Here is a 25,223-nt window from a genome sequence, read left to right as displayed (position 1 = left end):
CGGGCTACGCCAGTCCGAGCCGTTCCACCACACCCTCCACGTCGGGTACGGCCGTCACACCGTCCGGCAGCGGCGGCCGCCGTACGACCACGACCGGCACCCCGAGGTCCCGGGCCGCCGTCAGTTTGGCCGCCGTCGCCGCTCCCCCGCTGTCCTTGGTCACCACGACGTCGACGCGGTGCTCGCGCAGCAGGGCCGTCTCACCCGCGACGGTGAACGGACCGCGGGCCAGGAGCACGTGGGTGTCGGGCGGCATCGGCGGCTCGGGGGGATCCACGGACCGTACGACGAAGTGGAGTCCCGCCAGGTGCGCGAAGGAGGCCAGGCCCAGGCGTCCGGTGGTGAGCAGCACCCGGCGGCCCAGCCGCGGAAGCAGGTCGGCGGCCGCGTCCAGTGAGGGGACCTGGTGCCATCGGTCCCCCGGTCCCGGCCGCCACCCGGGGCGGCGGAGCACCACCGCGGGTACGCCGGTCTCGGCCGCGGCGCGGGCCGCGTTGGCCGTGATCGACTCGGCGAAGGGGTGCGTGGCGTCGACGAGCGCGTCCACGCCCTCGGCCCGCAGCCACCCGGCCAGTCCCCGGGCCCCGCCGAAGCCCCCGACGCGCACCTCCCCGTCGAGCGACCCCGGTTCGGCGACACGCCCCGCGAGGGAGGTCGTGACGCGGACGCCGGGGCGGGACGCCAGCACGGCGGCCAGCGCACGGGCCTCGGTCGTGCCGCCGAGGATCAGGACGTGAGGGGACACGGCGTCGAGCGTACGAGGTCCCGTTCCGCCGGGGTCCTGCCGGGTGCCGACCGGCGATCACGCCCCCCGGTCGTTATCGTCCTGCCATGGAGTCCGTGCGTGCCGTGCTCGTGGACATCGACGGGGTGCTGACCGTGTCCTGGCGGCCGTTGCCCGGGGCCGTCGAGGCGTTGCGGGAGATCCGGGAAGCCGGGCTCGGCGTCCTGCTGGTCACCAACACCACCTCCCGCACCCGGGCGTCGATCGCCGAGGCGCTGGCGGACGCGGGGTTCGCGGTGTCCGCCGAGGACATCCTCACCGCGCCCGCCGCCACCGCCGCGTACCTCGCCGAGCACTGCCCCGGCGCCCGGTGCGCGCTGCTGAACAGCGGTGACATCGCGGAGGACCTCGACGGTGTCACCGTCGTCGGGGCAGGCGACACCGGCAGCGCGCCGGACGTCGTCCTGGTCGGCGGGGCAGGTCCCGAGTTCGGTTACGAGGCGCTCGACCGGGTCTTCGGGCATCTCCAGCGCGGCGCCCGGCTGGTGGCGATGCACCGCAACCTGTACTGGCGTACGGCGGAGGGTCTGCGGCTGGACTCCGGGGCGTTCCTGGCCGGGCTGGAGCGTGCCGCCCGGGTGGAGGCGGAGATCACCGGCAAACCCGCGCGGGCGTTCTTCGCGTCGGCGCTCACCCGGCTGGGTACGGACGCGGACCGGACGGTGATGGTGGGGGACGACGTGGAGTCCGATGTGCTGGCGGCGCAGCGGGCCGGCATCACCGGGGTGCTCGTGCGGACCGGGAAGTTCCAGCCGGAGACGCTGCGGGCCGCCGACGGCACGCCCGACCACGTGATCGACTCCTTCGCGGACCTTCCGGCGCTGCTGCGGGAGTCGGCGCGGCGGTAGTTTCAGCGCAGCAGCAGTTGCAGACCGCCCACGACGGTCGCCGCGATGACGAGCTGCTCGAACAGCCGCTGGTTGATCCGGTGCACCGCCCATGTGCCGAGCAGCGCGCCGGGCACGACGAAGATCACCAGGGCCAGGTCCAGGAGCAGCGAGCGGCCGTCGATCAGGCCGAGGCCCGCGCTGAAGGGCAGCTTGGAGACGTTGACGATCAGGAAGAAGAAGGCCGAGGTGCCGAGGAAGCCGAGCTTGCGGAAGCCCGCGGAGAGCAGGTACATCGACATCACGGGGCCGCCCGCGTTGGCGACCATGGTGGTGAAGCCGCCCAGGACGCCGTAGGAGCGGGCCTTGAGCCGGCCCGAGCGGGTGGTGACCGACTCCGGCTCCTGTTCCTTGCCGTCGGTGCGGCGGCGCCACACCGTCACGGCCGCCATCAGCAGCAGGATCGCGCCGATCGAGGTCCGCACGACGGCGTCGTCCGCCCAGAGCAGGAACACCGTGCCGACGACGACGCCCGCGGCGACCGCCGGGAACAGCCGCCACAGCGTCGGCCAGTGGGCGTGCCGCCGGTAGGTGGCGACGGCCAGGAGGTCCCCGGCGATCAGGATGGGCAGCAGGACGCCGGTGGAGGCGCGGGCGGGCAGCACCGCGGCGAAGACGGCGAGGCTGACCGTGTTGGCCCCGCTCACGGCGGTCTTCGAGAAGCCGACGAGCAGGGCCGCGAAGGCGAGGGCGGCGAACTCCCAGCCGGTGATGTGCCAGAGCGTCATGGTGTTCATGCGAACACCGATGCTATGTGCGACGAACATGGCCCGTGAGCGCTGTCTCGCCTGGTGGGCGGCCGCGCCCGGTTCCGCTAGGGCCGTTCGACGAGGATCGCGCTCCCCTGTCCCACTCCCACGCACATGGTGGCGAGTCCCCGTCCCGCTCCGGTACGCCGCATCCGGTGGAGCAGTGTCGTCAGGATGCGGGCGCCCGAGCAGCCCAGGGGGTGGCCGAGGGCGATGGCGCCCCCGCTGGGGTTGACCAGGTCGGGGTCGATGCCGAGCTGGTCCACGCAGGCCAGGGCCTGGGCGGCGAAGGCCTCGTTGAACTCGGCCTCCTCCAGGTCGCCGACACTCCAGCCGGCGCGGGCCAGGACCTTGCGGGTGGCGGGGACCGGGCCGATGCCCATGACGTCGGGGTGGACTCCGGCCGAGGCCCCGGCGACGTAGCGGCCCAGGGACTCCAGCCCCAGTTCGTTCAGGGCCTCCTCGCTGACCAGGAGCAGGCCGGCGGCCCCGTCGTTCATCGGCGAGGCGTTGCCGGCGGTGACCGTGCCGCCGTCGCGGAAGACCGGCTTCAGCCGGGCCAGCTTCTCGTAGGAGGTGTCCTCGCGGACGCATTCGTCGGTGTCGACGACCATGCCGTCGGGGCGTTCCACGGGGAGGAGTTCGTCGTCGAAGTGGCCGTTCTTGCGGGCCAGGGCGGCTCGCCGGTGGCTGCGCAGTGCGAAGTCGTCCTGCCGTTCACGCGGGATGCCGTACCGCGTGGCGACCTCCTCGGCCGTCTCGCCCATGGCCAGCAGGCCGTGCAGTTCGCGCATCGCCGGGTTGACCAGGCGCCAGCCGAGGCGGGTGTCGACGGTCTCCATGCGGTGCGGGAGGGCCTCGTCGGGGCGGGGCAGGACGAAAGGGGCGCGGCTCATCGACTCGGAGCCGCCCGCGATCACGACGTCGGCCTCGCCGGCGGCGATGGTGCGGGCCGCCGTGGTCACGGCCTCGAGACCCGAGGCGCACAGGCGGTTGACGGTGGCGCCGGGCACGGAGTCGGGCAGGCCCGCGAGCAGGGCGGCCATGCGGGCCACGTTGCGGTTGTCCTCACCGGCCTGGTTGGCGGCGCCCCAGTAGACGTCGTCGATGCGGGCCGGGTCGAGCGCGGGCACTCCGGTGACCAGGGCGCGGACGACGGTGGCGGCCAGGTCGTCGGGCCGTACCGGGGAGAGGGATCCCCGCAGCTTGCCGATGGGGGTGCGGCGGGCGGCCGCGAAGTGGACGGGACGCACGAGAGGCTCCTCACACGGCGCATTAATTAGCACTGCTAGTTTCGGACTATAGACCCTCGACCCGCCGCCTGTGAAGATTCTGCGCCTTACGGCGCTCCCGGCGGATCGAATCGCAGGCCGGACGACCTCATGCGTCGCGTTTGCACCAGTGCGCCCGGGGCACCCGCGCGTTCATGGAGTGGTTGCGGAGCGCCGCCTGCGTGGACGAGGACCCCGAGCTGTTCTTTCCCGTCGGCAGCGCGGGCCCCGCCCTGCGCGACGTGAGCGCCGCCAAGCGCATCTGCGCGCGCTGCCCGGTGACCGACCCGTGCCTGAGCTTCGCGCTGGGCAGCGGTCAGGCCTCGGGCGTGTGGGGCGGCACCTGCGAGGAGGAGCGCGACGCACTGCTCCGGACGACCAGGAACGACGCGAGAAGGAGAAGTGCCCCATGACGGCTGTGAGGAGCACACTGCCCGACGACGCCCGCAAGGTCTCCTGCGAGGCGCTCCAGGACACCCTGGTGGATCTGCTCGGGCTCTCGCTCGTCGGGAAGCAGGCGCACTGGAACGTCGTCGGACCCCGGTTCCGGTCCATCCACCTCCAGCTCGACGAGGTGGTGACCACGGCGCGGGACTTCGCCGACACCGTGGCGGAGCGGTCCGCCGCGCTGGGCGTCCCGCCGGACGGCCGCCCGGAGACCGTCGCCAAGGCCTTCACGCTGCCCGCCCCTCAGGAGGGCTGGGTGCGCGACTCGGACGCCGTGCAGGTCATGGTGGACGCGTTGCGGGAGGCCGTGGGCCGGCTGCGTGAGCGCATCGACACGACCGAGAAGGCGGACCCGGTCACCCAGGATCTGCTGATCGGCATCACCGCGGAGCTGGAGAAGCAGCGGTGGATGTTCGACGCCGAAAACTTCCCCCGCTGACCGGCGGGAGAACGGCACCGAGCATCGACCTACGCACGGAAGGGGCAGACGATGACCGACGCCCTCGAACTCGACGCGCTGTGGGAGGACTTCCACCGCGTGGTGAACATGACCTCGCAGGAGCTCGCGGCCTGGCTGCGGGTGCGTGACGCCGGCGAGGCCACCGAGCCGCTGCCGGACCAGGCGGGTTCGGCCACCGGGCAGCATGTGCTGGCCATCCTCCAGAAGCGGCGCACCGACCTGACCGAGGACGACCTGCGCGTGATGCGGAAGGTCGTGGACACGGTCACCGACCAGGTGGACCTGGAGAACGAGCCCGAGCCCGAGGTGACGGCCGAGGACACCCGCCGCCGGCACCGGCTGATGACGGTCGGGCACGACCCGCTCAAGGGATAGGCGTTGGGCCGCCAGGAGCGCGTGGTACGGGAACTCGTCGGCGCGCACGGCCGGACCTACGCCGCCGAGGCCGGCATCGAGCTGAAGGACACCCCGCAGCCGTTGTACCGGCTGCTGGTGCTGTCCCAGCTGCTCGGTGCCCGCATCCGCGGCTCGATCGCGCTGGCCACCGCCCGTGCCCTGCACGAGGCGGGGCTGCGCGATCCGCGGCGCATGGCGCGATCCGGGCGGCGGGAACGGATCGACGCGCTGGGCCGGGGCGGCTACCGGCGCTACGACGAACGCACGGCCACCCAACTCGGGGACGGCGCCGTGCTCTTGAACGAGCGGTGGGCCGGCGACCTGCGGCGGCTGCGCCGCGAGGCGGACGGCGAGGTCTCCGAACTGCTCCGCCTGCTCCAGGAGTTCCCCGGCGTGGGGCCGGCCGGAGCCGGCATCTTCCTGCGCGAGGCACAGGGCGTCTGGCCGGAGGTGGCGCCCTACCTGGACGCCAAGGCCCTCGACGGCGCCGAACGGCTGAATCTGCCGAGGGACCCCGAGCGCCTGACCCAACTGGCCGGGGACACCGGCCCGGCCGTCCTCGCCGCCGCGTTGGTGCGGGCGGCGATGGACGGGAAAGTCGTGGAAGACACTCTGCGGCGCGCCGGGTGACAGCCGGCTTCCCCGCACCGGCAGGCCCTCACCCGAGCAACCACCCCCCGTCCACCGTCAGTTCCACCGCGTTGACCGACCGGTTGCGCAGCAGGAAGTCCACCGCGTCGACCACGTCCGCCATCGCGGCGAGCCGCCCCGTCGGTGTCTCGGTGCGCAGCGCGGCGAGCACCTTCTCCGGCTTGGCCTGCCAGTACGGGCTGTCGCCCACGACACCGGGGTGCACGGCGTTGACCCGGAGGGGAGCGAGTTCCACGGCCAGGGAGTTCATCAGCCCCCGCACCCCCGCGTTGACCGTCGCCACCGTCGTCGCGCCCGGGTAGGGGCGCTCCTTGGCCTGGCCGCCGAACAGCACGATGGCGCTGTCCTCGTGCAGCCGGCCGCGCAGCGTGTGCACGACCTCGGTGTAGCCGACGAGTTTGAGGGTGACCAGGCGCAGGGCGGCGTCGATGTCGTACTCGCTCACCTTGTTGTCGTCGCGGGAGACGCCCGCGATGACCAGATGGTCCACGCGCCCCAGGCCGGCCAGGGCCGCCGCGATCTCCAGCGGCCGGGCCAGGTCGAGGGCGAGTCCACGGGCGCCCACCTCTTCGGCGACCGCTTCGGCCCGCCGGGTGTCGCGGCCGGTGAGGACGACGTCGTCTCCGTTTCCGGCCCGCGACCGGGCGAACTCCAGCCCGATCCCGGACGTTCCGCCGACGACCAGCACACTGCTCATGATGTCTCCTCCAGTGCCGCGCGCAGGTAGTCCCAGTCCCGCGTGAACCGGTACGAGTGCCGGGCCGGAGGTTGCGGCGCCTGGGTTTCCAGCCAGCGCAGCGGCCCCTGCCCCGCGTTGACGAAACCGTGCACACATCCGGCGCCCGCCCAGGCCAGATCGCCGGGCTCCAGCCGATACCGTTCTTCGTCGAGACTCGCCTCGGCCACACCCTCCAGGATCAGATAGGTCTCCTCGAAGGGGTGGTCGTGGGTGCCGATGACCCCGTCGGACGCGTACTGCACCATGAACATCGTCGAGGCGACCGCGCCCAGATCGCCGTCGATCATCATCTTCACCGTGATCCCGCTGTAGACCAGCAGCGCGGTCCGCATGCTCGCCGTGACGGCCAGCAGGTCCTGCGACTGCTTGCCGGGGTCCATCTGGGCGGGTTCGAAATGGCCGAAGGAACGGGTGCGCGGGTCGCGGACGTCCACCCGGACCGGCTCGCGCGCGGGCAGGTCCGGCACGGCCTGGGTGTCGTGTCCGTAGCGGGCGCGCGGCACCGGCGCCAGCATGTCGGCCCAGCGGCCGCCGGTGCCCCCGGCCCCGCGCCAGGAGTGCGGAACACCCGTCGGCAGCAGGCCGTAGTCGCCTTCCACCAGCAGGTACGAGCCCTCGGGCACATCGAGGACCACGGCCCCGTCGAGAACGAGGAAGGTCTCCTCGTAGGAGTGCACATGGGCGGGTATCCGGCCGTCCGGGAGCAGCTCGCACAGGCCGAAGCCGGTGTGGACGCTGCCGTCCTCCTCGCCGACCAGGGCCCGGCGCCGGTGTCCCAGGCCGTCGTGGGGCGTCTCCGGCAGCTCGGCGGCGCGGCGCACCAGGTGATGCGTCATGCCGGTGCCTTCGCCCCCTCGGCCCCCTTGGCCTCCTTCGCCGCGAGGAGCCGGTCGCGGGACTCGCCGACGAGCCGCAGGGCGCGTGCGGTGTCACCGAGGAGCCTGCCGTCGCGCTTGCGGAGGACGCCGTCGACGAGGACGGTGTCCACGTTGGACACATCGGCGCACAGGGTCACGGCGGCCGTCGCGTCGTGCACGGGGGTGACGTTCGGGGCGGTGGCGTCGATCGCGACGACGTCGGCGCGCTTGCCGGGGGTCAGGGAGCCGGTGACGTCCTCGAGACCGGCGACGTGGGCGCCGTTGACCGTGGCCATCTCCAGCATCTGACGCGCCGTCAGCATGGTGTCGGGGGCCGGCATGTTGGCCTGCCAGCAGTCGGCGTTGACACGGGCGCGTTCGGCGCCGAAGGCCGCGCGGATCTGGGTGAACATGTCGCCGGGCACCGTGGTGACGACATCGACGCTGAGCGAGGGCCGCAGACCGTGCTCGATCGCCTGCATCACGGGCGGCCAGCCGTGCCCCATCTGGAGTTCCACCTGCGGCGCCACCGACACCGTGCCACCGCTGTCGGCGACCATCCGCCACTCCTCGCCGCTGAGGTAGCAGCTGTGGACGTAGGTGGTGTCCGGTCCGAGCAGCCCCAGGTCGTGCAGTCGCCGCACCATGCCGAAGCGGCCGGCCAGCCGTCCCATGGCCACGTGCACGGTGATCGGCAGGCCCAGTTCGCGCGCCATGGCCCACTCCGCCGTGACGACCTCGTCGACGCAGAAGCCGGGGCCGCGGGTGGCCAGCCCCATGGTCAGCAGGCCGTCGTCGGAGGCGAAGTGCGCCGACCGGATCCGCCGTACGTCGTCCGCCGGAAGGGCGATCGTGCTGTCGAACCAGTAGTCCGCCAGGGAGGTGTTGGCGCTGCCGTACGCGTACCGCGCCCGGATGCCGGACTCCGCCAGGCCCTGGATCGCCGCGTCGGGGTGTTCGGGGGTGTTGTTGATGTGCGACCAGTCGACGAGGGTGGTGATGCCGGCGTTCAGGCACTCCAGCGCGCCCGCGAGGTTGCCGGCGTAGACGTCCTCGGGCGTGTACAGCGGGGCGAAGGTGTCGAGGATGTCGACGAAGTAGTCGTCGAGGGTGGCGTCGGGGGCGACGCCCCGGATGGGGGCCTCCCAGGTGTGGCGGTGGGTGTCGACGAAGCCGGGGATCACGATGCGGCCGGTCATGTCGAGGATCTCGGCGTCGGCGCTGATCTCGGGCTCGACGGCCGCGATCCTGCCGTCCTCGACGAGGACGTCCCCCTGGGGCATGTCCCCGATGTCCGGGTCCATCGAGATCACGTGACCGGAGCGCAGCAGTGTCCTGGTGGTCATCGCGCTTCCTCCCATGGGGTGTGCGGTGGCGGATGTGCAGCTCAGTAGGCGGCGAGGCGGCGGACCTCCGTGACGAGCTTGTCGACGGTGGGGACCACCTGCTCCTCCAGCGCGTCGGCGAAGGGCAGCGGGACGCACTCCCCCGCCACCCGCCGCACGGGTGCGTCCAGCAGGCCGAATCCCTCGTCGGCGGCGATCGAGACGACGGTGGCGCCCCAGCCGCCCTGGTACGGGTTCTCCTCGACGGTGACGAGCCGGGACGTCCTGCGCAGCGAGCCGAGGACGGTCGCGGCGTCCAACGGGACCAGACAGCGCAGGTCGACCACCTCCGCCTCGATGCCCTCCTGCGCCAGCACCCCGGCGGCCGACAGGGCCAGGGGCACCGTCGAGGCGAGCGCGACGAGCGTGACGTCGGCGCCCTCGCGGACGACCGCGGCCCGGCCCAGATCGACGAGGTGACCGGGCGGCGGCGGTGGGCCCTTGGTCGCGAGCAGTGCCTTGTGCTCGAAGAAGACCACCGGGTCGTCGCTGCGGATCGCCGCCGCCATCATGCCGATGACGTCGGCGGGTGTCGCCGGCGCCGCGATCTTCAGCCCCGGGACGGTCAGCGCCCAGTTCTCGGTGGCCTGACTGTGCTGCGCACCGAAGCCGAGCCCGCCGCCGTTGGCGGTGCGTACGACGAGGGGCACGGTCACCTGACCACCGGTCATGTAGCGGACCTTGGGGATCTCGTTGGCGAGGTAGTCCCAGCAGCAGGCCAGGAAGTCGGAGAACATGATCTCGACGACGGGCCGCATGCCGGTCATGGCGGCGCCCATCGCGGCGCCCATGATGGCCTGTTCGGAGATGGGCGTGTCCCGGACGCGCTCGGGACCGAACTCCTCCCACAGCCCGGTCGTCGTCTTGAACACCCCGCCGGCCGCCCCGATGTCCTCGCCCAGGCACACCACCGACGCGTCCCGGCGCATCTCGCGCGCGATGCCCTCGGCGACCGCTTCCCGGTAGGTGATCACGTCCGCCATGTGGCACCTCCGTCCGCCCACACGTCGGTCAGTGCCGAGCGCGGATCCGGCGGCGGCGCCGCCTTCGCCGCCTCCACGGCCCGCTCCACCACGGCCCGGGCCCGCTCGTCGGCCTCGGCGAGCGTCTCCTCGGCCACGCCCAGTTCGGCCAGGCGTCCCCGCGCGAGGTCCAGCGGGTCGTGCTTGAGCCACCGTTCGACCTCCTCGGCCGGACGGTAGGCCGCCGGGTCGGCGCGGCTGTGCCCGAAGTGCCGGTAGGTCTCGGCCTCCAGCACGGCGGGCCCGTCTCCCGCCCTGGCCCGCCGCGCGAGCCGCCCCACCGCCTCCTCGACCGCCACGACGTCGTTGCCGTCGACGACCTCGCCCGGGATGCCGTGGGCGGGGGCCCGGTCGGCCGCGGGACGGGGCACGGAGGTGACGTCGGCGATCGGCGTGTATTCCATGTACAGGTTGTTCTCGCACACGAACAGCACCGGCAGTCTCCACACGGCGGCCAGGTTGAGCGACTCGTGGAAGACGCCGATGTTGGTCGCGCCGTCACCGAAGAAGGCCACCGCGAGTTGCCCGGTGCCGCGCAGCCGGGCCGACCAGGCCGCTCCCACCGCCATCGGCAGGTGGGAGCCGACGATGGCGTACGAGCCGAGCATGTGGGTCGTCGCCTTGGTCAGGTGCATGGAGCCGCCCTTGGCCTTGCACAGGCCGGTCGCCCGGCTCATCAGCTCGGCGAGGCACTCCTCGGGCGTGGCGCCCCGGGCCAGGGCGTGGTGGTGGCCCCTGTAGGTGGCGAACACATAGTCGTCCGGGCACAGCGCGGCACTCGCGCCCACGGCGATCGCCTCCTGCCCGGCGGCCAGATGCGTGGTGCCCTTCACCAGACCTCGCAGGAACAGGTCGTGGGCGGCCTTTTCCGTCCGGCGGATGACGTTCATCCGCTCGTACCGGTCGAGAAGGGCGGTGGCGTCCATCAGCGTTCCTTGGTGTTGAGGTGGGACTGCGCTTCGCGCCGCGTGTTCAGCTCGCCGCCCACGGTCCAGTACTTGCGGCCCGCGACGAGCAGTTCCTCCGCCGGGAACTTGGTGATGACCTCGCACCCGTCGGCGGTGACGACCAGCTCCTCCTCGATGCGGGCGGCGGACCAGCCGTCGGCGGCCGGCCAGTACGTCTCCAGGGCGAACACCATGCCCTCTTCGAGGACTTCGGGGTGGTCGAGGGAGACCAGGCGGCTGAAGATCGGCTTCTCCCAGATGGACAGGCCGACGCCGTGGCCGTACTGGAGGGCGAAGGCGGCGGTCTCGTCGGCGAAGCCGAACTCCTCGGCGCGCGGCCAGACCCGCACGATGTCGGCGGTGGTGGCGCCCGGCCGGACCAGGGCGATCGCCTCGTCCATGTACTCCCGGCAGCGCACGTAGGCGTCCCGCTGCGCGGGCGAGGCGCTGCCCACGGCGAAGGTGCGGTAGTAGCAGGTGCGGTAGCCGAGGTGGCTGTGCAGGATGTCGAAGAAGGCCGGGTCGCCGGGGCGGATCAACCGGTCGCTGTAGACATGCGGGTGCGGTGAACAGCGCTCGCCCGAGATGGCGTTGACGCCTTCGACGTACTCGCTGCCGAGGTCGTACAGCACCTTGCTGACCAGGCCGACGCACTCGTTCTCACGCACCCCCGGGCGCAGATGCCCGTACAGCTCCTCGTAGGCCGCGTCGACCATGGCGCAGGCCTGGGTGAGCAGGGCGATCTCGTCGCCGGTCTTGACGCGGCGGGCTTCCAGGAAGACCTGCTGCCCGTCGACGACGTCGATGCCCTCGGCGCGCAGCGCTGCCAGGACCGGCATCTCGGCGACATCGACCCCGAGGGGTTCGTCCGCCAGGCCGTGGTCGCGCAGCTCGGCGGCGATCCTGGCGGCCACGTCCTCGGCGATGCCCGCCTCCGGGTGGAAGGCCCCGCGCAGGGTGGAGATGCCGGCGCGGGCGCCGGTGGGCGGGCCGCCCTTGCCGTCGCTGTAGTCGAGCCACGGGTTGTACAGCTGGTGGTGGCGGGCGGCGGAGCCGAAGTCCCAGACGACCGGTTCGCCGTCGCGTACCAGCAGGGCGAAGCGGATCAGCTTGTCCATCGCCCAGGTGCCGATGTGCGTGGCCGTCATGTAGCGGATGTTGGCGAAGTCGAAGCCGAGCACCGCGCCGAGCTCCGAACGGTTCAGCGACTCGTGCAGCCGGGCCAGCCGCTGTCCGCGCAGCCGGTCCAGGTCGACGCGCTCTTCCCAGTCGACGGCGTTGGGGCCATATGTGCGGATCGCCATGGCGACCACCCCCACTTCGGAGTGAACGCCCGAGTGCGGTGGGTGTCAAGTGTCACTGAACATCATGGGAGACGAACCAGACGCCCACGGCCGGTACCTCTCCATCGTTGCGGTAGCGGTGGGGGGTCGTCGACTCGAAGCAGACGGCGTCGCCCGGCCGCAGCGTGTACTCCTCGAAGGCGAGGGTGAGGATCAGCTCGCCGGAGGTCAGATAGCCGTACTCGGTACCGGGGTGCCGCATCAGCGCGCCCGAGCCGGAGGACGAGCCGCCGGGCCGGTACGTCACCAGCAGGAAGTCGGCCTCCGCGCCCGGGACCCGCCCGAGCCGCTCCCACACGACCCCCGAGTCCAGCTCCAGCGTCTCGCGCCCGCCGGCGCCGACCAGGGGCCCGATCCGCCGCCCCGGATCGGCGGCGAAGGCGGCCAGGGCGTGCGGCACGGCGGCGGGGACGCGCCGCAGGACGGCGGGGGACGTGTCGGCGGGAGAGGCCCCGGCTCCCGCCCGGACCGGCTCGGCGGCCCTCCGGCCCGCTCGCTCACCGGCCGCCTGGCCGAGACCCTCCCCGGCATCCTCGCGCGCGTCGAAGAGCGACTCCACGGAGATCCCCAGCGCCGTGGTGATCCCATACAGCGTGCTGACGGACGGCTGGCTCTTGCCGGTCTCGATCTGCGACACCAGACTCGCCGACACACCGACCTCCCGGGCCAGCGCGCGCAGACTCGTGCCGCGCTCCAGGCGCGCCTGCCGGATGCGCGCGCCGACGGGCGGCACGACGGCGGATGACACGGGCGGCTCCTCGGCTCGGGCGACTGTGCAGCTCCATTGAACAGCGCGTGTGAGCGCTCGCGCCAGGAGCCGGTGGGGTCCGTGCCGTGGCGACCTCACCCGAACGGTCCGACGCCGGTGGTGGGCCATGGGCGGCGGTGATGCCCTGAGGGCACGCGTCACGCTCTCAGGAGGCACTCCCGATGACCCGTCGTCCGGCCAGGCTCGTCCGCGTTCTCTCCTCCACCCTGGCGGCGGGCACGCTGCTCTCCACCGCCGCCTGCTCGGACGACGCAGGGACGGAGGGCACGCGCGTCCAGGGCGTCACCGCGTCCCGGGCCGCAGCGCAACGGCAGACCCCCTCCCCCACCGCCACGCTCTCCACGGACGGCGCCCGGACCGCGCTGATCACCGAGGCGGACATCGAGGACGACTGGACCCAGGTGAAGGACACGGAGGCGAAGAGCTGGCACGACAGCCTGCTCATCGGCACGGTCGACGTCTCCGACTTCCTCACCGCCAAGGCCCAGGCGTCCGACTGCCGGCGGCTCCTCGACTCCCTGTTCGACGACGATCTGCTGGGCAGGCCGTCGGGCGCGTCCGAGCTGCGCGGCTTCCGGCAGGGCGACTCGCGCCTGCTGTACCAGGTGGCCTCCTACGACCGGACCGACCCGCAGGACTCCCTGAACTGGATGGCGACCCTGCCGGAGAAGTGCGACCAGTTCACCGTGACCGACGGCAAGGAGCGGCGCACCGTCCAGGTCGTCGAGATCTCGCTGCCCCAGGTGGGCGACGCCCGTCAGGGCCTGCGCGTGACGGTGCAGGGCTCGACCGGTGGTGAGGAGGCCACGCTGACCCTGGACGTCGCGGCCGTCCGGGTCGGCGACGACGCGATCACCGTCACGGCGGGCGGACTCGACGGCGACGAGAACGACTCGGCCCAGCAGGCGGTGCGGCAGGGCACCCAGCGTCTGAAGGACGTCCTGGCCGGGAAGTCGCCCGCCGCGAGCCCCACCGACTGACGCGGCTGGAACGGCAATCCACCGTTCCCGCACCCGCACCGACCTCCGGGTCCGCTCCGCCGATTCGCGGGACAGCGTGATCAATGGAGCGGCACAATGGCGGCGATGACCGGTTTCGGTCGTTCGTGCGAGTGCGAGGAGAGGACGAGTCGTGAGTGATGGCCACACCCCTTCAGGCGGGTCGGCGAGGCTGAACACCGGTGTGGCGCACAACGCGCGCGTGTGGAACTACTGGATCGGCGGCAAGGACAACTACGAGGTCGACCAGCGGGTCGGCGAGCAGGTCGCCGGCATGTTCCCGATCATCCGGGACATCGCCCGCGCCGACCGGGACTTCCTCGGCCGGGCCGTGTCGTTCCTCGCCGGTGAGCGCGGTGTGCGGCAGTTCCTCGACATCGGCACGGGACTGCCGACGGCGGACAACACCCACGAGATCGCCCAGCGCCTCGCCCCCGACTCGCGCATCGTCTACGTGGACAACGACCCGATCGTGCTGGTGCACGCCCGCACCCTGCTGACCGGCACCCACGACGGCGTCACCTCCTACATCGACGCCGATGTGCACGACCCCGAAGCCATCCTCGAACGGGCGGGAAAGACCCTCGACTTCACGCAGCCCGTCGCCGTGATGATGCTGGGCATCCTCAACTTCGTCCTGGACGCCGACAAGGCCCGGGACATCGTGCGCCGGTTGATGGCCGCGGTGCCCTCCGGCAGCTTCCTGGTCCTGACCCATCCGACCTTCGACGACGAGCTGGGCGGCGCGGGCCAGATCCCGGCCATGAAGTTCTGGAACGAGAACGCCACTCCCCCGATCACCGCCCGCTCCGGCACGGACATCGCCGCCTTCTTCGAGGGGCTGGAGGTGCTGGAGCCGGGCATGGTGTCGTGCGGGCAGTGGCGCGCCGAGCCCGGTTCGGCCGTGCTGGTGCCGCAGTACGGAGCGGTGGCCGTGAAGCCCTGACGCACGCCGCCCCCACCGCAGGAACCACGAGAACCGCGGAGGACGCATGACGACCCTGGCCGATCCCGTGCCCGGCGGCAGGCCCGGCGACGTCGAGCGTGCCACCGCGCTCGGCGGCGAACTGGCCGGCCGGGGTGTGCACGGCGTCGTCCTGGCCTACGTCGACACCGCGGGCATCTCCCGGGTGAAGACCGTCCCGACGGCCCGGCTGGCCTCCGCCGCGGCCTGGGGCGTCGGCATGTCACCGGTGTTCGACACCTTCCTGGCGAACGACTTGGTCGTCACCACCGACGTCCTCGGCTCTCCCGACGGCGACCTGCGCCTCTACCCGGACCTGGACCGGCTCGTCGTCCTGGCCGGGCAGCCCGGCTGGGCGTGGGCGCCGGTGGACCGGATCACCCAGGACGGCGCGCGGCACCCCGGCTGCACCCGCACGTTCCTGCGCCGGATCGTCACCGAGGCGGCCGAGCGGCACGGGCTCACCTTCAAGGCGGCCGTCGAGATCGAGTGGACCGTGGCCCGGGGCGACGCCCCCGGCGACACGTTCGTGCCCGCCACGACCGGACCCGCGTACGGGGCGGCCCGGCAGATCGAGCTCGGCGACTTCACCGCCGGCCTGCTGGCGGCGTGCGCGGCCCAGGGCATCGACGTCGAGCAGGTCCATCCCGAGTACGCGGCCGGGCAGTTCGAGATCTCGGTGGGTGCCCTCGATCCGGTGGCGGCGGCCGACCTCAGCGTGCTGGTCCGGCAGACCGTCCGGGCGGTCGCGGGCCGGCACGGGCTGAAGGTCTCCTTCGCCCCGGCCGTCGTGGACCAAGGCGTCGGGAACGGCGGGCACGTCCACCTGTCCGCCTGGCGCGACGGGGTCAATCTGCACTCCGGCGGCGCGGGCCGGCACGGCATGACGGCCCGGGCGGAGTCGTTCACGGCCGGCGTCCTCGCCCACCTGCCCGCCCTCACCGCCGTCACCGCCCCGAGCCCCGCCAGCTACCTGCGGCTCAGGCCCTCGCAGTGGGCCGGGGTGTTCACCGCCTGGGGCCTGGAGACGCGGGAGACCGCGCTGCGCGTCGTCAAGGGCACCACGGGCCTGCGCGACCGGGCGGCCAACCTGGAGATCAAGCCCGTCGACCTGGCCGCCAACCCCTATCTCGCCATCGGCTCACTGATCGCCGCCGGGCTGGACGGCCTGACGTCGTCCGCCGCCCTGCCCGAGGAGACCACCGGGGACCCGGCGCGCCTGGGTGAGGCGGAGGCGGCGGCCCGGGGCGTGCGGCGGCTGCCGGACTCCCTGGAGCGGGCCGTCGAGGAGTTCCGCGCGGACGACGTCCTGCGGACGGCCCTCGGCCCGGTCCTGGCCGACGCGGTGATCGCCGTCCGCCTCGCGGAAGCGGCGTCCGTCGCCGGGCTGGACGACGACCGGGTGGCGGCGGCGTACCGCTGGAAGTACTGAGATGAGTACCGTCCGCGAGGCGCTCGACTCGCTGCGGCTGGTCGACCACCACTGCCACGGCACGGTGACGGCCGACCTCGGCCGGGAGGCCTTCGAGTCCCTCCTCACGGAGGGCGAGGCGTGGCCGGGCGTCTCGCCCTTCGACAGCCCCGTGGGGGTGGCCGTGCGCCGCCACTGCGCTCCCCTGCTGGACCTGCCCCGGCACGCCCCCGCCGAGGAGTACCTCGCCCGGCGCCGGGACCTCGGCTGGCGCGAGGTGCAGCGCCGCTTCCTGCGGGCCTCGGGCACGGGCGTCTTCTGCGTCGACACGGGCTACGCCCCCGAGCACATCACCACGCCGCGGGAGATCTCCGAGGCGGCGGGCGGGACGTCGTACGAGGTCGTACGGCTGGAAGGCGTCGCGGAGTCGGTGCGGGCCGCGGGCGTCGAACCGGACGCGTACGCGGAGGTGTTCCGTGCGGCCGCGCAGGACGCCGTGCGGCGGCCCGGCGTGGTGGCCGTGAAGTCGGTGGCGGCCTACCGCACCGGCTTCGACCTGGACCCGGCCCGTCCTTCGCGGGCGGAGGTCGCCGGGGCGGCGCGGTCCTGGCTCGCGCGCGGCGGCCGCCTGGACGACCCGGTCCTCATGCGGCACCTGCTGTGGACCGCCGTCGACCTCGGCCTGCCGCTCCAGCTGCACACCGGGTTCGGCGACAACGACATCCGGCTGCACCGGGTCGACCCGGCCCACCTCACGGACTGGCTGCACCTCACCGCCGGCACGATCCCGGTCCTGCTCCTGCACTGCTGGCCCTACCAGCGGCAGGCGGCCTATCTCGCGGCGGTCTTCGAGCAGGTGTACCTCGACGTCGGCCTCACCCTCCACCACGTGGGCCCCGCCCGGGCCGGTGCGGTCCTCGCCGAGGCCCTGGAGATCACACCGTTCCGCAAACTCCTGTACAGCTCCGACGCCTACGGTGTGCCCGAGTTCCACCACCTCGGGGCGCTCGCGTTCCGGCAGGGGCTGGCCGAGCTGCTCCAGCAGCGGGTGGACGCCGACGAGCTGGCCCCGGCCGACGCGCTGCGGATCGTGCGCTGGACCGGGCGGGAGAACGCCCTGCGGCTCTACGGACTGCCGGAGGACGATTGAACGGGCGTGTGGCCGGTCACAGTTCTCCTGAAGCGGCTACCCAGGAAGTCCGAACGGCTGAAAGTATGATCAAGCAATGTCAGACATGACCGAAACCACGCCCGGCTGGCTGTCCTCCGACGAACTGGAGATGACACGCGCCCGCATGCCGATCCTGTACGTCGAGGCCGTCCCGGTCCGCGTCGACGACAGCGGCGAAGTCACCAGCGTCGGCCTGCTGCTGCGCATCGGCCCCGACGGCACGGTCAGCCGGACACTCGTCTCCGGCCGTGTGCTGCACCACGAACGCGTCCGCGACGCCCTCCTGCGCCACCTGGAGAAGGACCTCGGCCCGGTCGCGCTGCCCCGCGTCCCGGCGTCGCTCCAGCCGTTCACGGTCGCGGAGTACTTCCCGACGCAGGGCATCACGCCCTACCACGACCCGCGCCAGCACGCGGTGTCCCTCGCCTACATCGTGCCGGTCACGGGCGACTGCCGGCCCCGGCAGGACGCGCTCGACCTGGTGTGGTTCAGCCCGCAGGAAGCCGTCTCGGAAGCGGTGCAGAGCGAGATGCCGGGCGGGCACGGAGTCCTGCTGAAGCAGGCGCTGGCGCACGCGGGCTGCGTGGGCTGACCCGCCGCACCTGACGCTGATCGTCCACCGACCCTTCGGCGACACCCGGGGCCGGCTGGACGAGATGCGGCTCGAGCGCCCCGGAACGCGACCAGCGGGTCTGCCGATATCGGCAGACCCGCTGGTCGACTCTGTCGGGACGACAGGATTTGAACCTGCGACCCCTTGACCCCCAGTCAAGTGCGCTACCAAGCTGCGCCACGTCCCGTTGCCCGTCTGACCTGGGGATTCCCCCGGCCCAACGTGCAGGGAAACAATACCGCACTCGCGCCGGTGATCGCGCACCCGTTTTCCGGCGGCGCCGACCGGCTGCACACCGTCGTCGTCGACAACGCCTCGGCGGCCCGGGGGTGAGCGCGCGAAGGCGTCACCGGGCCGGCACGCCGAGCCGGGGATGGGCCTCCAGGAGCCGGGTCGGGGCCGCCTGACGCCAGGAGTCGGCGAGGATGTCGCGCAGTTCGGCCTCGTCCTCGATGGCGTCGATCCGGGCCCGCACCCAGGCGAACTGCGACTCATGGTCGGCGATCCAGAACTTGTCCGGCTCGGCGAGCACCAGTTCGTTCCGCTCCTCCTTGGGACAGCGCACGGCGAGGGAGGTCTCGTCCTCCGGCAGCGTGGCGAACATCTTGCCCGCGACCCGGAACGTGGGCATGTTCCAGGCGATCTTCTCCGTGGTGTCCGGCAGGGACAGGGCGATCCGTCGTACGTCTTCGGCATCCGGCATGGCAGGCACCGTATCGGCTCCCGCTGACATTCACCTGGTGGGAGCGGTCGCCGGGAGGCGCTTGTAGTAGATCGTCGTGGGCCGCAGCTCCCCGTGGGGCGTCGACGCGTAGTCGGGGATCGCGCCGATCGGGGTCCAGCCGGTGGAGCGGTACAGACGCTCGGCGGGGCTGCCGGTCTCGGTGTCCAGGTGCAGGAGGGTGATCCCGGCCGCCGCCGCCGCGGCCTCAGCCGTGGCCAGCAGCTCGCGGGCCAGACCGCGTCCACGGGCGTCCGGGTGGACCATCAGCTTCACGAGCTCGGCGCGGTGCCGGCTGTTGGCCTTGCCGGGGAAGGCCAGGCTCACGGTGCCGAGCACGCGCTCCCCGTCGTGGGCCGCCCATACGGCGAGCCGGCCCGCGGCGACGTCGGCGGCCCGCTCCTCCCACCAGGCCAGGGCCTGCGCATGGCCGAGCGGGGCGAGGAAACCGACGGAGGCGCCCGCGTCGACGGTGGCGACCAGCAGCTCCGCCAACCCGGACGCGCACGCCGGCAGCCGGGCGGCGTCAAGGCGGATCACGGCCGCACCACCGCCAGCAGATACCGGACGCCCTCGGCGGCCGTGCACCTGAACCGGGTCGGCCCCCACACCCGCATCCGCAGGCAGTCACCGGCGTCCAGACGGTGCCGGGTGTCCTGCGACGTCACCTCCAGGGCACCCTCCAGGACCCAGATGTGCTGTTCCAGGCCGGTCACGGGTGGACGGTCGTAGGCCAGGTCGGCGCCGGACGGCAGACGGGCCTCGACGAGCTCGCCGCGCAGGGCGGGGTGCGGAGGCGACACGGACCGGCGTACGAAGCCGGAGGACCGGTCCTGCCAGACGGGCTGGGCGGCGGAGCGGACGACGGCCTCCGGTTCGGCCTCGACCTCGCTGAGGAGCTGGGACATCGTGCGCCCGTAGACGGCGCACAGGCGGTTCATCAGGGCCGCCGTGGGGCTGATCTCGGCCCGCTCGGCCCGGGAGAGGGTGGACCGGCTCACCCCGCTGCGGTCGGCCAACTCGCCCAGGGACCAGCCGTGTTCGGCCCGCAGCTCGGCCAGGCGCGCGCCCAGCCGGGCGTCGACCGGGTCCACCTCGTCGCGTCTCATATGCGGGACGCTATCCCGGATATGAGACGACCGTGTTACCGACCGCTCACACCCGGGCCGCCACGGCGAGTGCCTCCAGCACCGGGCGGATCAAGGGGTGCTCCTCGGCGCCCCGCCGTACGGCGGCGAAGACCCGGCGGGTGGGCGCCGTCCCGTCCACCGGGCGGACGACCACCCCGGTGAGGTCCATGCCACGCAGCGCCGAGCGCGGCACCAGGGCGACGCCCGCGTCGGCCGAGGCGAGGGCGACGACCGCGCGGAAGTCGTCCGAGGAGTGCTCCACGCGGGGCTGGAAACCGGCGCTCTCGCAGGCCAGGACCACCACGTCGTGGCAGGGGTTGCCGGGGTACGGGCCGATCCACACGTCCTTGGCCAGTTCGGCGAGCGGCACCTCGGCGGCGTCGGCCAGACGGTGGGTGACCGGGACGACCGCGTCGAAGGGCTCGGCGTACAGCGGTACGTGGGCCAGACGGGGATCATCGGCGGGCGGCGCCCCGCGGTACTCGACGGCGACCGCGACATCGACCTGCCGGTCCAGGACCATCGGCAGGCTGGCGTCGCCCTCGGCGTCCTGGACGCGGATGCGGATCCCGGGCGAGGACCGGGCCAGACCGGCCACGGCCGGCGCCACGACCAGGGCGATACCGGTCGCGAAGGAGGCGACCGTGACGGTGCCGGCCGCTCCCGAGCTGTACGCGGCGAGTTCTGCCTCCGCCCGCTCCAGCTGGGCGAGGACCGCGTTGGTGTGGTTCAGCAGAATCTCGCCGGCGGGGGTGAGCCGTACCCCCTTGGCACCACGCTCGACGAGCCGGTGTCCGGTCTCCTGCTCCAGGGCGGCGAGCTGCTGGGAGACGGCCGACGGGGTGAGGTACAGCGCGGCGGCAGCCGCCGTCACCGTACGGTGGTCGGCCACCGCCCGGAGGATGTGGAGCCGCCGCGCTTCGATCATGCGATCGATTGTCTCAAATGCGCCGGTGCCCGCGGTCAGCCTTCCAGCTCGGCCCGTGCCGCGACGAAGGCGTCGACCGCGCGGTTGACGTCGTCCGTGGAGTGCGCGGCCGACAGCTGGACGCGGATCCGGGCCTGGCCCTGCGGCACCACCGGGTACGAGAAGCCGATGACGTAGACGCCGCGCTCCAGCAGCAGCTCCGCCATGCGGCCGGCGACCGCCGCGTCGCCGATCATCACGGGGGCGATGGCGTGGTCGCCGGGGAGGACGTCGAAGCCCTCCTCGGTCATCCGGCCGCGGAAGAGGGCGGTGTTCTCGGCCAGCCGGATCCGCAGGTCGTCCGCCGACTCCAGCAGGTCGAGGACCTTGAGCGAGGCCGCCGCGATCACCGGGGCGAGCGTGTTCGAGAACAGGTACGGCCGGGAGCGCTGGCGCAGCAGGGCGACGATCTCGGCGCGGGCCGCCACATAGCCGCCGGACGCGCCACCGAGGGCCTTGCCGAGGGTGCCGGTGATGATGTCGACGCGGTCCATCACGCCGTGCAGCTCGGGCGTGCCGCGGCCGCCGGGGCCGACGAAGCCGACCGCGTGGGAGTCGTCGACCATGACCATCGCGTCGTACCGGTCCGCCAGGTCGCAGATCTCGCGCAGCGGGGCGACGTAGCCGTCCATGGAGAAGACGCCGTCGGTGACGATCAGACGGCGGCGTGCGTCGGAGGCCTCCTTGAGCCGGGCCTCCAGCTCGGCCAGGTCGCGGTTGGCGTAGCGCAGGCGGCGGGCCTTGGACAGCCGGATGCCGTCGATGATCGACGCGTGGTTGAGCGCGTCGGAGATGACCGCGTCCTCCGGGCCGAGCAGTGTCTCGAACACGCCGCCGTTGGCGTCGAAGCAGGAGGAGTAGAGGATCGTGTCCTCCTGGCCGAGGAACGCGGACAGGCGTGCCTCCAGCTCCTTGTGGACTTCCTGGGTGCCGCAGATGAAACGGACGGAGGCCATGCCGTAGCCCCAGCGGTCCAGGGCCTCGTGGGCGGCCGCGACGACCTCGGGGTGGTCGGCGAGGCCGAGGTAGTTGTTGGCGCAGAAGTTGAGGACCTCGCCGGGGCGGCCGCCCGCGGTGACGTTCACGGTGGCGGACTGCGGGGTGCCGATCACGCGCTCGGGCTTGTGCAGACCGGCGGCGCGGATCTCGTCGAGGGTGACGCGCAGGTCGTCGCGCACGGAGTCGAACATCGGGAAAGCTCCTAAGGTGCTCGCGGAGAAGGGGGGTTACGCGGTCCAGTCGAGGATGACCTTGCCGCCGCGGCCGCTCGCCGCGTCCTCGAACGCCGCCTCGAAGTCGCGGTGGCCGTACCGGCCGGTGATGACGGGCGCGAGGTCGAGGCCGGCCTCCAGCAGGACCGACATGGCGTACCAGGTCTCGAACATCTCGCGGCCGTAGATGCCCTTGATGGTGATCATCGAGGTGACGACGCGGGCCCAGTCGACGGGGAACTCCTGCGCGGGCAGGCCGAGCATCGCGATCCGGCCGCCGTGCGTCATGTTGGCGATCATGTCGCGCATGGCCTCGGGGCGGCCGGACATCTCCAGACCGATGTCGAAGCCCTCGCGCAGTCCGAGGGTGCGCTGGCCTTCGGCGATGGTGGCGCCGGAGACGTTCAGCGCCAGGCTGACACCGATCTTGCGGGCCAGTTCCAGCCGCTCCTCGCTGACGTCGGTGATCACGACGTTGCGGGCGCCTGCGTGCTTGGCCACGGCGGCGGCCATCAGGCCGATCGGGCCGGCGCCGGTGATCAGGACGTCCTCGCCGACCAGCGGGAACGACAGGGCGGTGTGCACGGCGTTGCCGAACGGGTCGAAGATCGCGGCCACGTCGAGGTCGACGGGGACCCGGTGCACCCAGACGTTGGCCGCGGGCAGCGCGACGTACTCGGCGAACGCCCCGTCCCGGCCCACCCCGAGTCCCACGGTGGCCCGGCACAGGTGGCGGCGGCCGGCCAGACAGTTGCGGCACTTGCCGCACACCAGGTGGCCCTCGCCGCTGACCCGGTCGCCGATGGCGATGTCGGTGACGTCGCGCCCGGTCTCGACGACCTCGCCGACGAACTCGTGCCCGAGCACGAGCGGGGCGCTGATCGCCTGCTGCGCCCAGCCGTCCCAGGCCCGGATGTGCAGGTCGGTGCCGCAGATCCCGGTGCGCAGCACCTTGATGAGCACATCGCCGGGCCCGACGGTGGGCTCGGGGACGTCCGCGAGCCACAGCCCGGGTTCCGCCTTCTGCTTGACCAGCGCCTTCACCGCTACGGCTCCTGAGGATGAGTCCCGGCTCCGGGCATGCCGAAGGAACCCCTGGACCGGGAGAGGAGTGGGATCGCACTGCAATCTGCCGTACGACGGGCGGGCCGGTCCATCGAGGTTTTCTTAAGCGCCGCCTCAGCTTTCCTTCACGCCCTCGGGGTCCGAAGCGATCCGGGGCGTCAGTAGGGCGGCAGGCCGTCCCGGGACTCCAGCTCGATGACGAGCCGCGCGGCGTGCTCCTTGATCGCCGTCAGGCCGGGCTTCCCCCACGGCCGCGGCCGGACGTCGGCGACACTGACGGTGCCCAGCACCAGTCCCGTGCCGTCGATGAGCGGTGCCCCCAGGTAGGAGCGGATGCCGAACTCGTCGACCACCGGGTTGCCCGCGAACCGCGGGTAGTCGCCGACGTCCTCCAGGGCGAGGGCCTTACGACGTGCCACCACATGGGGGCAGAAGCCGTGGTCGCGGGGCAGGACACGGCCGAGGCGCGGGCTGGTGCCGTCGCTGCGCACGACCGGGGCGACCGCCGGCACATACAGGCCCGCGTAGAACTGCCCCTGCTCGTCCGGGAGGTTGACCATGGCGTACGGCGTCCCGGTGAGCTCGGCGAGGCGGTGTGCGAAGGCGTCGAGTCCGGGTTCGGGGCGCTCCCCCAGGCCCAGCCGGCGCAGTCGGCGGGTTCGGGCGGGTGCCTCCTTGTCCTCGGGTGTGAGCAGCAGACGACCGGCCGGACGCGGCGGGTCGTAGGTCATGGGCATGCTCCTGTGCTGTGGACTCGCGTCATATACGGGCTCCCGGGCGGGTGTGAGGGGGTCACATGTGGGCGCCGTACCCCGTCGCGGGGGCCGGCGTGTGGGCGATGAGATGACGCACCAGGGTCAGCAGGGTCTGGACTCCGGAGCTGGAGATCCGCGCGTCGCAGCGCACGACGGGGACGTCGTCGGACAGGTCGAGTGCCCCTCGCACCTCCTCGGGGGCGTAACGGTAGGCGCCGTCGAACTCGTTGACGGCGATGATGAATCCGAGGCCGCGCTGTTCGAAGAAGTCGACGGCGGCGAAACACTCCTGGAGCCTGCGGGTGTCGGCGAGGATGACCGCGCCGAGCGCGCCCTCGCACAACTCGTCCCACATGAACCAGAACCGCTCCTGTCCGGGCGTGCCGAACAGGTACAACACGTGTTCCGGGTCGAGGGTGATGCGGCCGAAGTCCATGGCCACGGTCGTCTCGACCTTGTTCTCGATGCCGTCGAGGTTGTCGGTCGCCGCGCTCACGGTGGTGAGCAGCTCCTCCGTGCTGAGCGGGGCGATCTCGCTGACCGCGCCGACGAAGGTGGTCTTGCCCACGCCGAACCCGCCCGCGACCAGGATCTTGAGCGCGGTGGGGAACGGGTCGGCGCCGAGGCCCGGTCCGTCGGTGTAGTCAGAGCTGTCGTCGTAGTCCATCGAGCACTGCCTCCAGAAGGGCCCGGTCCGTCGGGTTGTGGTGGAACGCGGGGGGCTTGGTGGTCAGCGCCCCGCAGTCGACGAGGTCCGCCAGCAGCACCTTGGTGACGGCCACCGGCAGTTTGAGATGGGCGGCGACCTCGGCGACGGCGACGGGCACCCGGCACCGCTCGAGTGCCTGCGCGTGTTCGGGGCCGAGATAGCCGAGGGGGGTCGCCCCGGTGGCCATCACCTGCGACACGAGGTCGAGCGCGACGGTGGGACGGGTGCGGCCGTTGCTGACCGTGAACGGCCGCACCAGCCGCCCGGCCGCGTCGTCGAGCCAGGGCCCGTCACCGGCCGCCGTCACGCTCAAGGCCTCATCGCCGGGGAATCGACGGACTGCCGGGGAGCGGTGACCAGGTAGGGGCGGACACTCTTGACCAGCATCGCCATCTCGTAGCCCAGTACGGCCGCGTCGGCCTCCCGGCCGGCCAGCACGGCCAGGCAGGTGCCGGAGCCCGCGGTGGTGACGAACAGCAGGGTGGAGGCGAGTTCGACGACGACCTGCCGCACGTCGCCGCCGTCACCGAAGCGGACACCGGCGCTGCGGCCGAGGGAGTACAGGCCGGAGGCCAGGGCGGCCATGTGGTCGGCGCTGTCCGGGTCGAGGCCGTGCACGGATTTCACGAGCCCGTCGCAGGACAGCAGCACCGCGGCGGTCGTGTGCGGCACACGTTGCACGAGGCCGCTCATCAGCCAGTCGAGGTCGGAAACATGGGCGGTCGGCGCATCGCTCGCCATGGTGGATCGACTCCTTGGGGTACGAAGGTCTGCGGGAGCGCTGGGGGTGGGGGTGGAAAG

The 25,223-nt window shown here is 72.5% G+C and carries 30 protein-coding genes and 1 tRNA gene; 10 read left to right on the top strand and 21 right to left on the bottom strand.

The features are described 5' to 3' along the window. Window positions 1-4 precede the first annotated feature (4 nt). Entirely contained in the window at window positions 5-745 is a 741-nt protein-coding gene (locus AC0665_RS11375) for a cobalt-precorrin-6A reductase (RefSeq protein ID WP_478704877.1), read from the bottom strand. Between the two features lie 86 nt (window positions 746-831). Here AC0665_RS11375 and AC0665_RS11370 point away from each other — a divergent pair, with 86 nt between their 5' ends. Continuing rightward, a complete protein-coding gene (locus tag AC0665_RS11370; protein ID WP_478605990.1) occupies window positions 832-1,632 on the top strand; it encodes an HAD-IIA family hydrolase in 801 nt (266 codons plus the stop codon). 2 nt (window positions 1,633-1,634) lie between these two features. Here the strand turns inward: AC0665_RS11370 and AC0665_RS11365 are convergent, their stop codons facing one another. Both AC0665_RS11365 and AC0665_RS11360 read right to left on the bottom strand, forming a co-directional pair. After that, on the bottom strand, window positions 1,635-2,408 hold the full coding sequence (locus AC0665_RS11365) for a sulfite exporter TauE/SafE family protein (protein ID WP_478704876.1): 774 nt from the start codon (window positions 2,406-2,408) through the stop codon (window positions 1,635-1,637). Between the two features lie 77 nt (window positions 2,409-2,485). Beyond that, window positions 2,486-3,673, bottom strand: coding sequence for a thiolase family protein (locus AC0665_RS11360; protein ID WP_468632532.1), 1,188 nt, complete (start codon window positions 3,671-3,673; stop codon window positions 2,486-2,488). A gap of 173 nt (window positions 3,674-3,846) precedes the next feature. Here AC0665_RS11360 and AC0665_RS11355 point away from each other — a divergent pair, with 173 nt between their 5' ends. The 4 genes from AC0665_RS11355 to AC0665_RS11340 are packed head-to-tail and all read left to right on the top strand — an operon-like array spanning window position 3,847 to window position 5,624. Further along, window positions 3,847-4,104, top strand: coding sequence for a WhiB family transcriptional regulator (locus tag AC0665_RS11355; protein ID WP_468404084.1), 258 nt, complete (start codon window positions 3,847-3,849; stop codon window positions 4,102-4,104). Beyond that, window positions 4,101-4,577, top strand: coding sequence for a Dps family protein (locus tag AC0665_RS11350; RefSeq protein WP_478704875.1), 477 nt, complete (start codon window positions 4,101-4,103; stop codon window positions 4,575-4,577). The genes AC0665_RS11355 and AC0665_RS11350 overlap by 4 nt, the downstream gene beginning before the upstream one ends. A gap of 51 nt (window positions 4,578-4,628) precedes the next feature. Then, complete coding sequence (locus AC0665_RS11345; RefSeq protein WP_363116748.1) at window positions 4,629-4,973, top strand: DUF3140 domain-containing protein; 345 nt, start codon at window positions 4,629-4,631, stop codon at window positions 4,971-4,973. A 3-nt stretch (window positions 4,974-4,976) separates the two neighbouring features. Beyond that, entirely contained in the window at window positions 4,977-5,624 is a 648-nt protein-coding gene (locus AC0665_RS11340; protein WP_478704874.1) for an endonuclease, read from the top strand. Between the two features lie 28 nt (window positions 5,625-5,652). Here AC0665_RS11340 and AC0665_RS11335 read toward each other — a convergent pair whose 3' ends face one another. Genes AC0665_RS11335 through AC0665_RS11305 form a run of 7 tightly spaced genes read right to left on the bottom strand, consistent with a single transcriptional unit; the run spans window position 5,653 to window position 12,686 of the window. Then, window positions 5,653-6,342, bottom strand: coding sequence for an SDR family oxidoreductase (locus tag AC0665_RS11335; RefSeq protein WP_468404078.1), 690 nt, complete (start codon window positions 6,340-6,342; stop codon window positions 5,653-5,655). Further along, window positions 6,339-7,220 carry a cupin domain-containing protein gene (locus AC0665_RS11330; protein ID WP_478704873.1) on the bottom strand — a complete coding sequence of 294 codons (882 nt, stop codon included), beginning with the start codon at window positions 7,218-7,220 and terminating at the stop codon, window positions 6,339-6,341. The genes AC0665_RS11335 and AC0665_RS11330 overlap by 4 nt, the downstream gene beginning before the upstream one ends. Next, window positions 7,217-8,587, bottom strand: a complete 1,371-nt coding sequence (locus AC0665_RS11325; protein WP_478704872.1) for an amidohydrolase family protein — start codon at window positions 8,585-8,587, stop codon at window positions 7,217-7,219. The genes AC0665_RS11330 and AC0665_RS11325 overlap by 4 nt, the downstream gene beginning before the upstream one ends. Window positions 8,588-8,628: 41 nt before the next feature. Continuing rightward, a complete protein-coding gene (locus AC0665_RS11320) occupies window positions 8,629-9,609 on the bottom strand; it encodes an alpha-ketoacid dehydrogenase subunit beta (protein ID WP_468632524.1) in 981 nt (326 codons plus the stop codon). Further along, window positions 9,597-10,574 carry a thiamine pyrophosphate-dependent dehydrogenase E1 component subunit alpha gene (locus AC0665_RS11315; protein ID WP_478606008.1) on the bottom strand — a complete coding sequence of 326 codons (978 nt, stop codon included), beginning with the start codon at window positions 10,572-10,574 and terminating at the stop codon, window positions 9,597-9,599. Before AC0665_RS11315 ends, AC0665_RS11320 begins: the two co-directional genes overlap by 13 nt. Further along, window positions 10,574-11,899: a M24 family metallopeptidase gene (locus AC0665_RS11310; RefSeq protein ID WP_478606011.1), complete on the bottom strand. Its 1,326-nt coding sequence runs from the start codon at window positions 11,897-11,899 to the stop codon at window positions 10,574-10,576. Before AC0665_RS11310 ends, AC0665_RS11315 begins: the two co-directional genes overlap by 1 nt. Window positions 11,900-11,951: 52 nt before the next feature. Continuing rightward, the gene (locus tag AC0665_RS11305) at window positions 11,952-12,686 is read right to left on the bottom strand and encodes a helix-turn-helix domain-containing protein (RefSeq protein ID WP_478606015.1); all 735 of its coding nucleotides are present in this window, start codon (window positions 12,684-12,686) and stop codon (window positions 11,952-11,954) included. Between the two features lie 182 nt (window positions 12,687-12,868). Between AC0665_RS11305 and AC0665_RS11300 the strand changes: the two genes are divergently transcribed. From AC0665_RS11300 to AC0665_RS11280, 5 genes are all read left to right on the top strand, one after another. Further along, window positions 12,869-13,687 (top strand): hypothetical protein, encoded by an 819-nt coding sequence (locus AC0665_RS11300; protein WP_478704871.1) that lies wholly within the window; start codon window positions 12,869-12,871, stop codon window positions 13,685-13,687. Window positions 13,688-13,838: 151 nt separating this feature from the next. Further along, window positions 13,839-14,651, top strand: coding sequence for an SAM-dependent methyltransferase (locus AC0665_RS11295; RefSeq protein ID WP_366049715.1), 813 nt, complete (start codon window positions 13,839-13,841; stop codon window positions 14,649-14,651). 46 nt (window positions 14,652-14,697) lie between these two features. Next, entirely contained in the window at window positions 14,698-16,101 is a 1,404-nt protein-coding gene (locus tag AC0665_RS11290; RefSeq protein WP_478704870.1) for a glutamine synthetase family protein, read from the top strand. Window position 16,102: 1 nt separating this feature from the next. Then, window positions 16,103-17,230 carry an amidohydrolase family protein gene (locus AC0665_RS11285; protein ID WP_478704869.1) on the top strand — a complete coding sequence of 376 codons (1,128 nt, stop codon included), beginning with the start codon at window positions 16,103-16,105 and terminating at the stop codon, window positions 17,228-17,230. Window positions 17,231-17,315: 85 nt separating this feature from the next. After that, complete coding sequence (locus AC0665_RS11280; RefSeq protein WP_363117016.1) at window positions 17,316-17,843, top strand: NUDIX hydrolase family protein; 528 nt, start codon at window positions 17,316-17,318, stop codon at window positions 17,841-17,843. A 134-nt stretch (window positions 17,844-17,977) separates the two neighbouring features. Here the strand turns inward: AC0665_RS11280 and AC0665_RS11275 are convergent. From AC0665_RS11275 to AC0665_RS11225, 11 genes are all read right to left on the bottom strand, one after another. Next, a tRNA-Pro gene (locus AC0665_RS11275) sits at window positions 17,978-18,051 on the bottom strand. Between the two features lie 159 nt (window positions 18,052-18,210). After that, window positions 18,211-18,567 carry an MmcQ/YjbR family DNA-binding protein gene (locus AC0665_RS11270; RefSeq protein ID WP_366049718.1) on the bottom strand — a complete coding sequence of 119 codons (357 nt, stop codon included), beginning with the start codon at window positions 18,565-18,567 and terminating at the stop codon, window positions 18,211-18,213. A gap of 30 nt (window positions 18,568-18,597) precedes the next feature. Beyond that, window positions 18,598-19,125: a GNAT family N-acetyltransferase gene (locus AC0665_RS11265; protein ID WP_468404062.1), complete on the bottom strand. Its 528-nt coding sequence runs from the start codon at window positions 19,123-19,125 to the stop codon at window positions 18,598-18,600. Next, entirely contained in the window at window positions 19,122-19,694 is a 573-nt protein-coding gene (locus AC0665_RS11260; RefSeq protein WP_478606025.1) for a helix-turn-helix domain-containing protein, read from the bottom strand. Before AC0665_RS11260 ends, AC0665_RS11265 begins: the two co-directional genes overlap by 4 nt. A gap of 46 nt (window positions 19,695-19,740) precedes the next feature. Then, window positions 19,741-20,643 carry a LysR family transcriptional regulator gene (locus AC0665_RS11255; protein ID WP_468404058.1) on the bottom strand — a complete coding sequence of 301 codons (903 nt, stop codon included), beginning with the start codon at window positions 20,641-20,643 and terminating at the stop codon, window positions 19,741-19,743. A gap of 35 nt (window positions 20,644-20,678) precedes the next feature. Then, window positions 20,679-21,872, bottom strand: a complete 1,194-nt coding sequence (locus AC0665_RS11250; RefSeq protein WP_363116767.1) for a glycine C-acetyltransferase — start codon at window positions 21,870-21,872, stop codon at window positions 20,679-20,681. Window positions 21,873-21,908: 36 nt separating this feature from the next. Further along, complete coding sequence (tdh, locus tag AC0665_RS11245; protein ID WP_468404056.1) at window positions 21,909-22,937, bottom strand: L-threonine 3-dehydrogenase; 1,029 nt, start codon at window positions 22,935-22,937, stop codon at window positions 21,909-21,911. Between the two features lie 179 nt (window positions 22,938-23,116). Further along, window positions 23,117-23,689, bottom strand: coding sequence for a GAF domain-containing protein (locus tag AC0665_RS11240; protein ID WP_468632511.1), 573 nt, complete (start codon window positions 23,687-23,689; stop codon window positions 23,117-23,119). A 61-nt stretch (window positions 23,690-23,750) separates the two neighbouring features. Beyond that, the gene (locus AC0665_RS11235; RefSeq protein WP_468404052.1) at window positions 23,751-24,380 is read right to left on the bottom strand and encodes a GTP-binding protein; all 630 of its coding nucleotides are present in this window, start codon (window positions 24,378-24,380) and stop codon (window positions 23,751-23,753) included. Then, a complete protein-coding gene (locus tag AC0665_RS11230) occupies window positions 24,358-24,729 on the bottom strand; it encodes a DUF742 domain-containing protein (protein WP_062930368.1) in 372 nt (123 codons plus the stop codon). The genes AC0665_RS11235 and AC0665_RS11230 overlap by 23 nt, the downstream gene beginning before the upstream one ends. A gap of 2 nt (window positions 24,730-24,731) precedes the next feature. Continuing rightward, window positions 24,732-25,163 (bottom strand): roadblock/LC7 domain-containing protein, encoded by a 432-nt coding sequence (locus tag AC0665_RS11225; protein ID WP_053671618.1) that lies wholly within the window; start codon window positions 25,161-25,163, stop codon window positions 24,732-24,734. Between the last annotated feature and the right edge of the window lie 60 nt (window positions 25,164-25,223).

It is taken from the genome of Streptomyces sp. NPDC043685, from assembly GCF_056436585.1.
Note: the sequence above shows the minus strand (reverse complement) of the source record. Positions and strands in the feature narration are given on the sequence as shown.

Coding starts and splice junctions, on each gene's coding strand:
- AC0665_RS11370 (WP_478605990.1), top strand. CDS start 832: ATGGAGTCCGTGCGTGCCGTGCTCGTGGACATCGACGGGGTGCTGACC.
- AC0665_RS11365 (WP_478704876.1), bottom strand. CDS start 2,408: ATGAACACCATGACGCTCTGGCACATCACCGGCTGGGAGTTCGCCGCC.
- AC0665_RS11355 (WP_468404084.1), top strand. CDS start 3,847: ATGGAGTGGTTGCGGAGCGCCGCCTGCGTGGACGAGGACCCCGAGCTG.
- AC0665_RS11350 (WP_478704875.1), top strand. CDS start 4,101: ATGACGGCTGTGAGGAGCACACTGCCCGACGACGCCCGCAAGGTCTCC.
- AC0665_RS11345 (WP_363116748.1), top strand. CDS start 4,629: ATGACCGACGCCCTCGAACTCGACGCGCTGTGGGAGGACTTCCACCGC.
- AC0665_RS11335 (WP_468404078.1), bottom strand. CDS start 6,342: ATGAGCAGTGTGCTGGTCGTCGGCGGAACGTCCGGGATCGGGCTGGAG.
- AC0665_RS11330 (WP_478704873.1), bottom strand. CDS start 7,220: ATGACGCATCACCTGGTGCGCCGCGCCGCCGAGCTGCCGGAGACGCCC.
- AC0665_RS11325 (WP_478704872.1), bottom strand. CDS start 8,587: ATGACCACCAGGACACTGCTGCGCTCCGGTCACGTGATCTCGATGGAC.
- AC0665_RS11320 (WP_468632524.1), bottom strand. CDS start 9,609: ATGGCGGACGTGATCACCTACCGGGAAGCGGTCGCCGAGGGCATCGCG.
- AC0665_RS11315 (WP_478606008.1), bottom strand. CDS start 10,574: ATGGACGCCACCGCCCTTCTCGACCGGTACGAGCGGATGAACGTCATC.
- AC0665_RS11310 (WP_478606011.1), bottom strand. CDS start 11,899: ATGGCGATCCGCACATATGGCCCCAACGCCGTCGACTGGGAAGAGCGC.
- AC0665_RS11300 (WP_478704871.1), top strand. CDS start 12,869: ATGACCCGTCGTCCGGCCAGGCTCGTCCGCGTTCTCTCCTCCACCCTG.
- AC0665_RS11290 (WP_478704870.1), top strand. CDS start 14,698: ATGACGACCCTGGCCGATCCCGTGCCCGGCGGCAGGCCCGGCGACGTC.
- AC0665_RS11285 (WP_478704869.1), top strand. CDS start 16,103: ATGAGTACCGTCCGCGAGGCGCTCGACTCGCTGCGGCTGGTCGACCAC.
- AC0665_RS11280 (WP_363117016.1), top strand. CDS start 17,316: ATGACCGAAACCACGCCCGGCTGGCTGTCCTCCGACGAACTGGAGATG.
- AC0665_RS11270 (WP_366049718.1), bottom strand. CDS start 18,567: ATGCCGGATGCCGAAGACGTACGACGGATCGCCCTGTCCCTGCCGGAC.
- AC0665_RS11260 (WP_478606025.1), bottom strand. CDS start 19,694: ATGAGACGCGACGAGGTGGACCCGGTCGACGCCCGGCTGGGCGCGCGC.
- AC0665_RS11255 (WP_468404058.1), bottom strand. CDS start 20,643: ATGATCGAAGCGCGGCGGCTCCACATCCTCCGGGCGGTGGCCGACCAC.
- AC0665_RS11250 (WP_363116767.1), bottom strand. CDS start 21,872: ATGTTCGACTCCGTGCGCGACGACCTGCGCGTCACCCTCGACGAGATC.
- AC0665_RS11240 (WP_468632511.1), bottom strand. CDS start 23,689: ATGACCTACGACCCGCCGCGTCCGGCCGGTCGTCTGCTGCTCACACCC.
- AC0665_RS11235 (WP_468404052.1), bottom strand. CDS start 24,380: ATGGACTACGACGACAGCTCTGACTACACCGACGGACCGGGCCTCGGC.
- AC0665_RS11225 (WP_053671618.1), bottom strand. CDS start 25,163: ATGGCGAGCGATGCGCCGACCGCCCATGTTTCCGACCTCGACTGGCTG.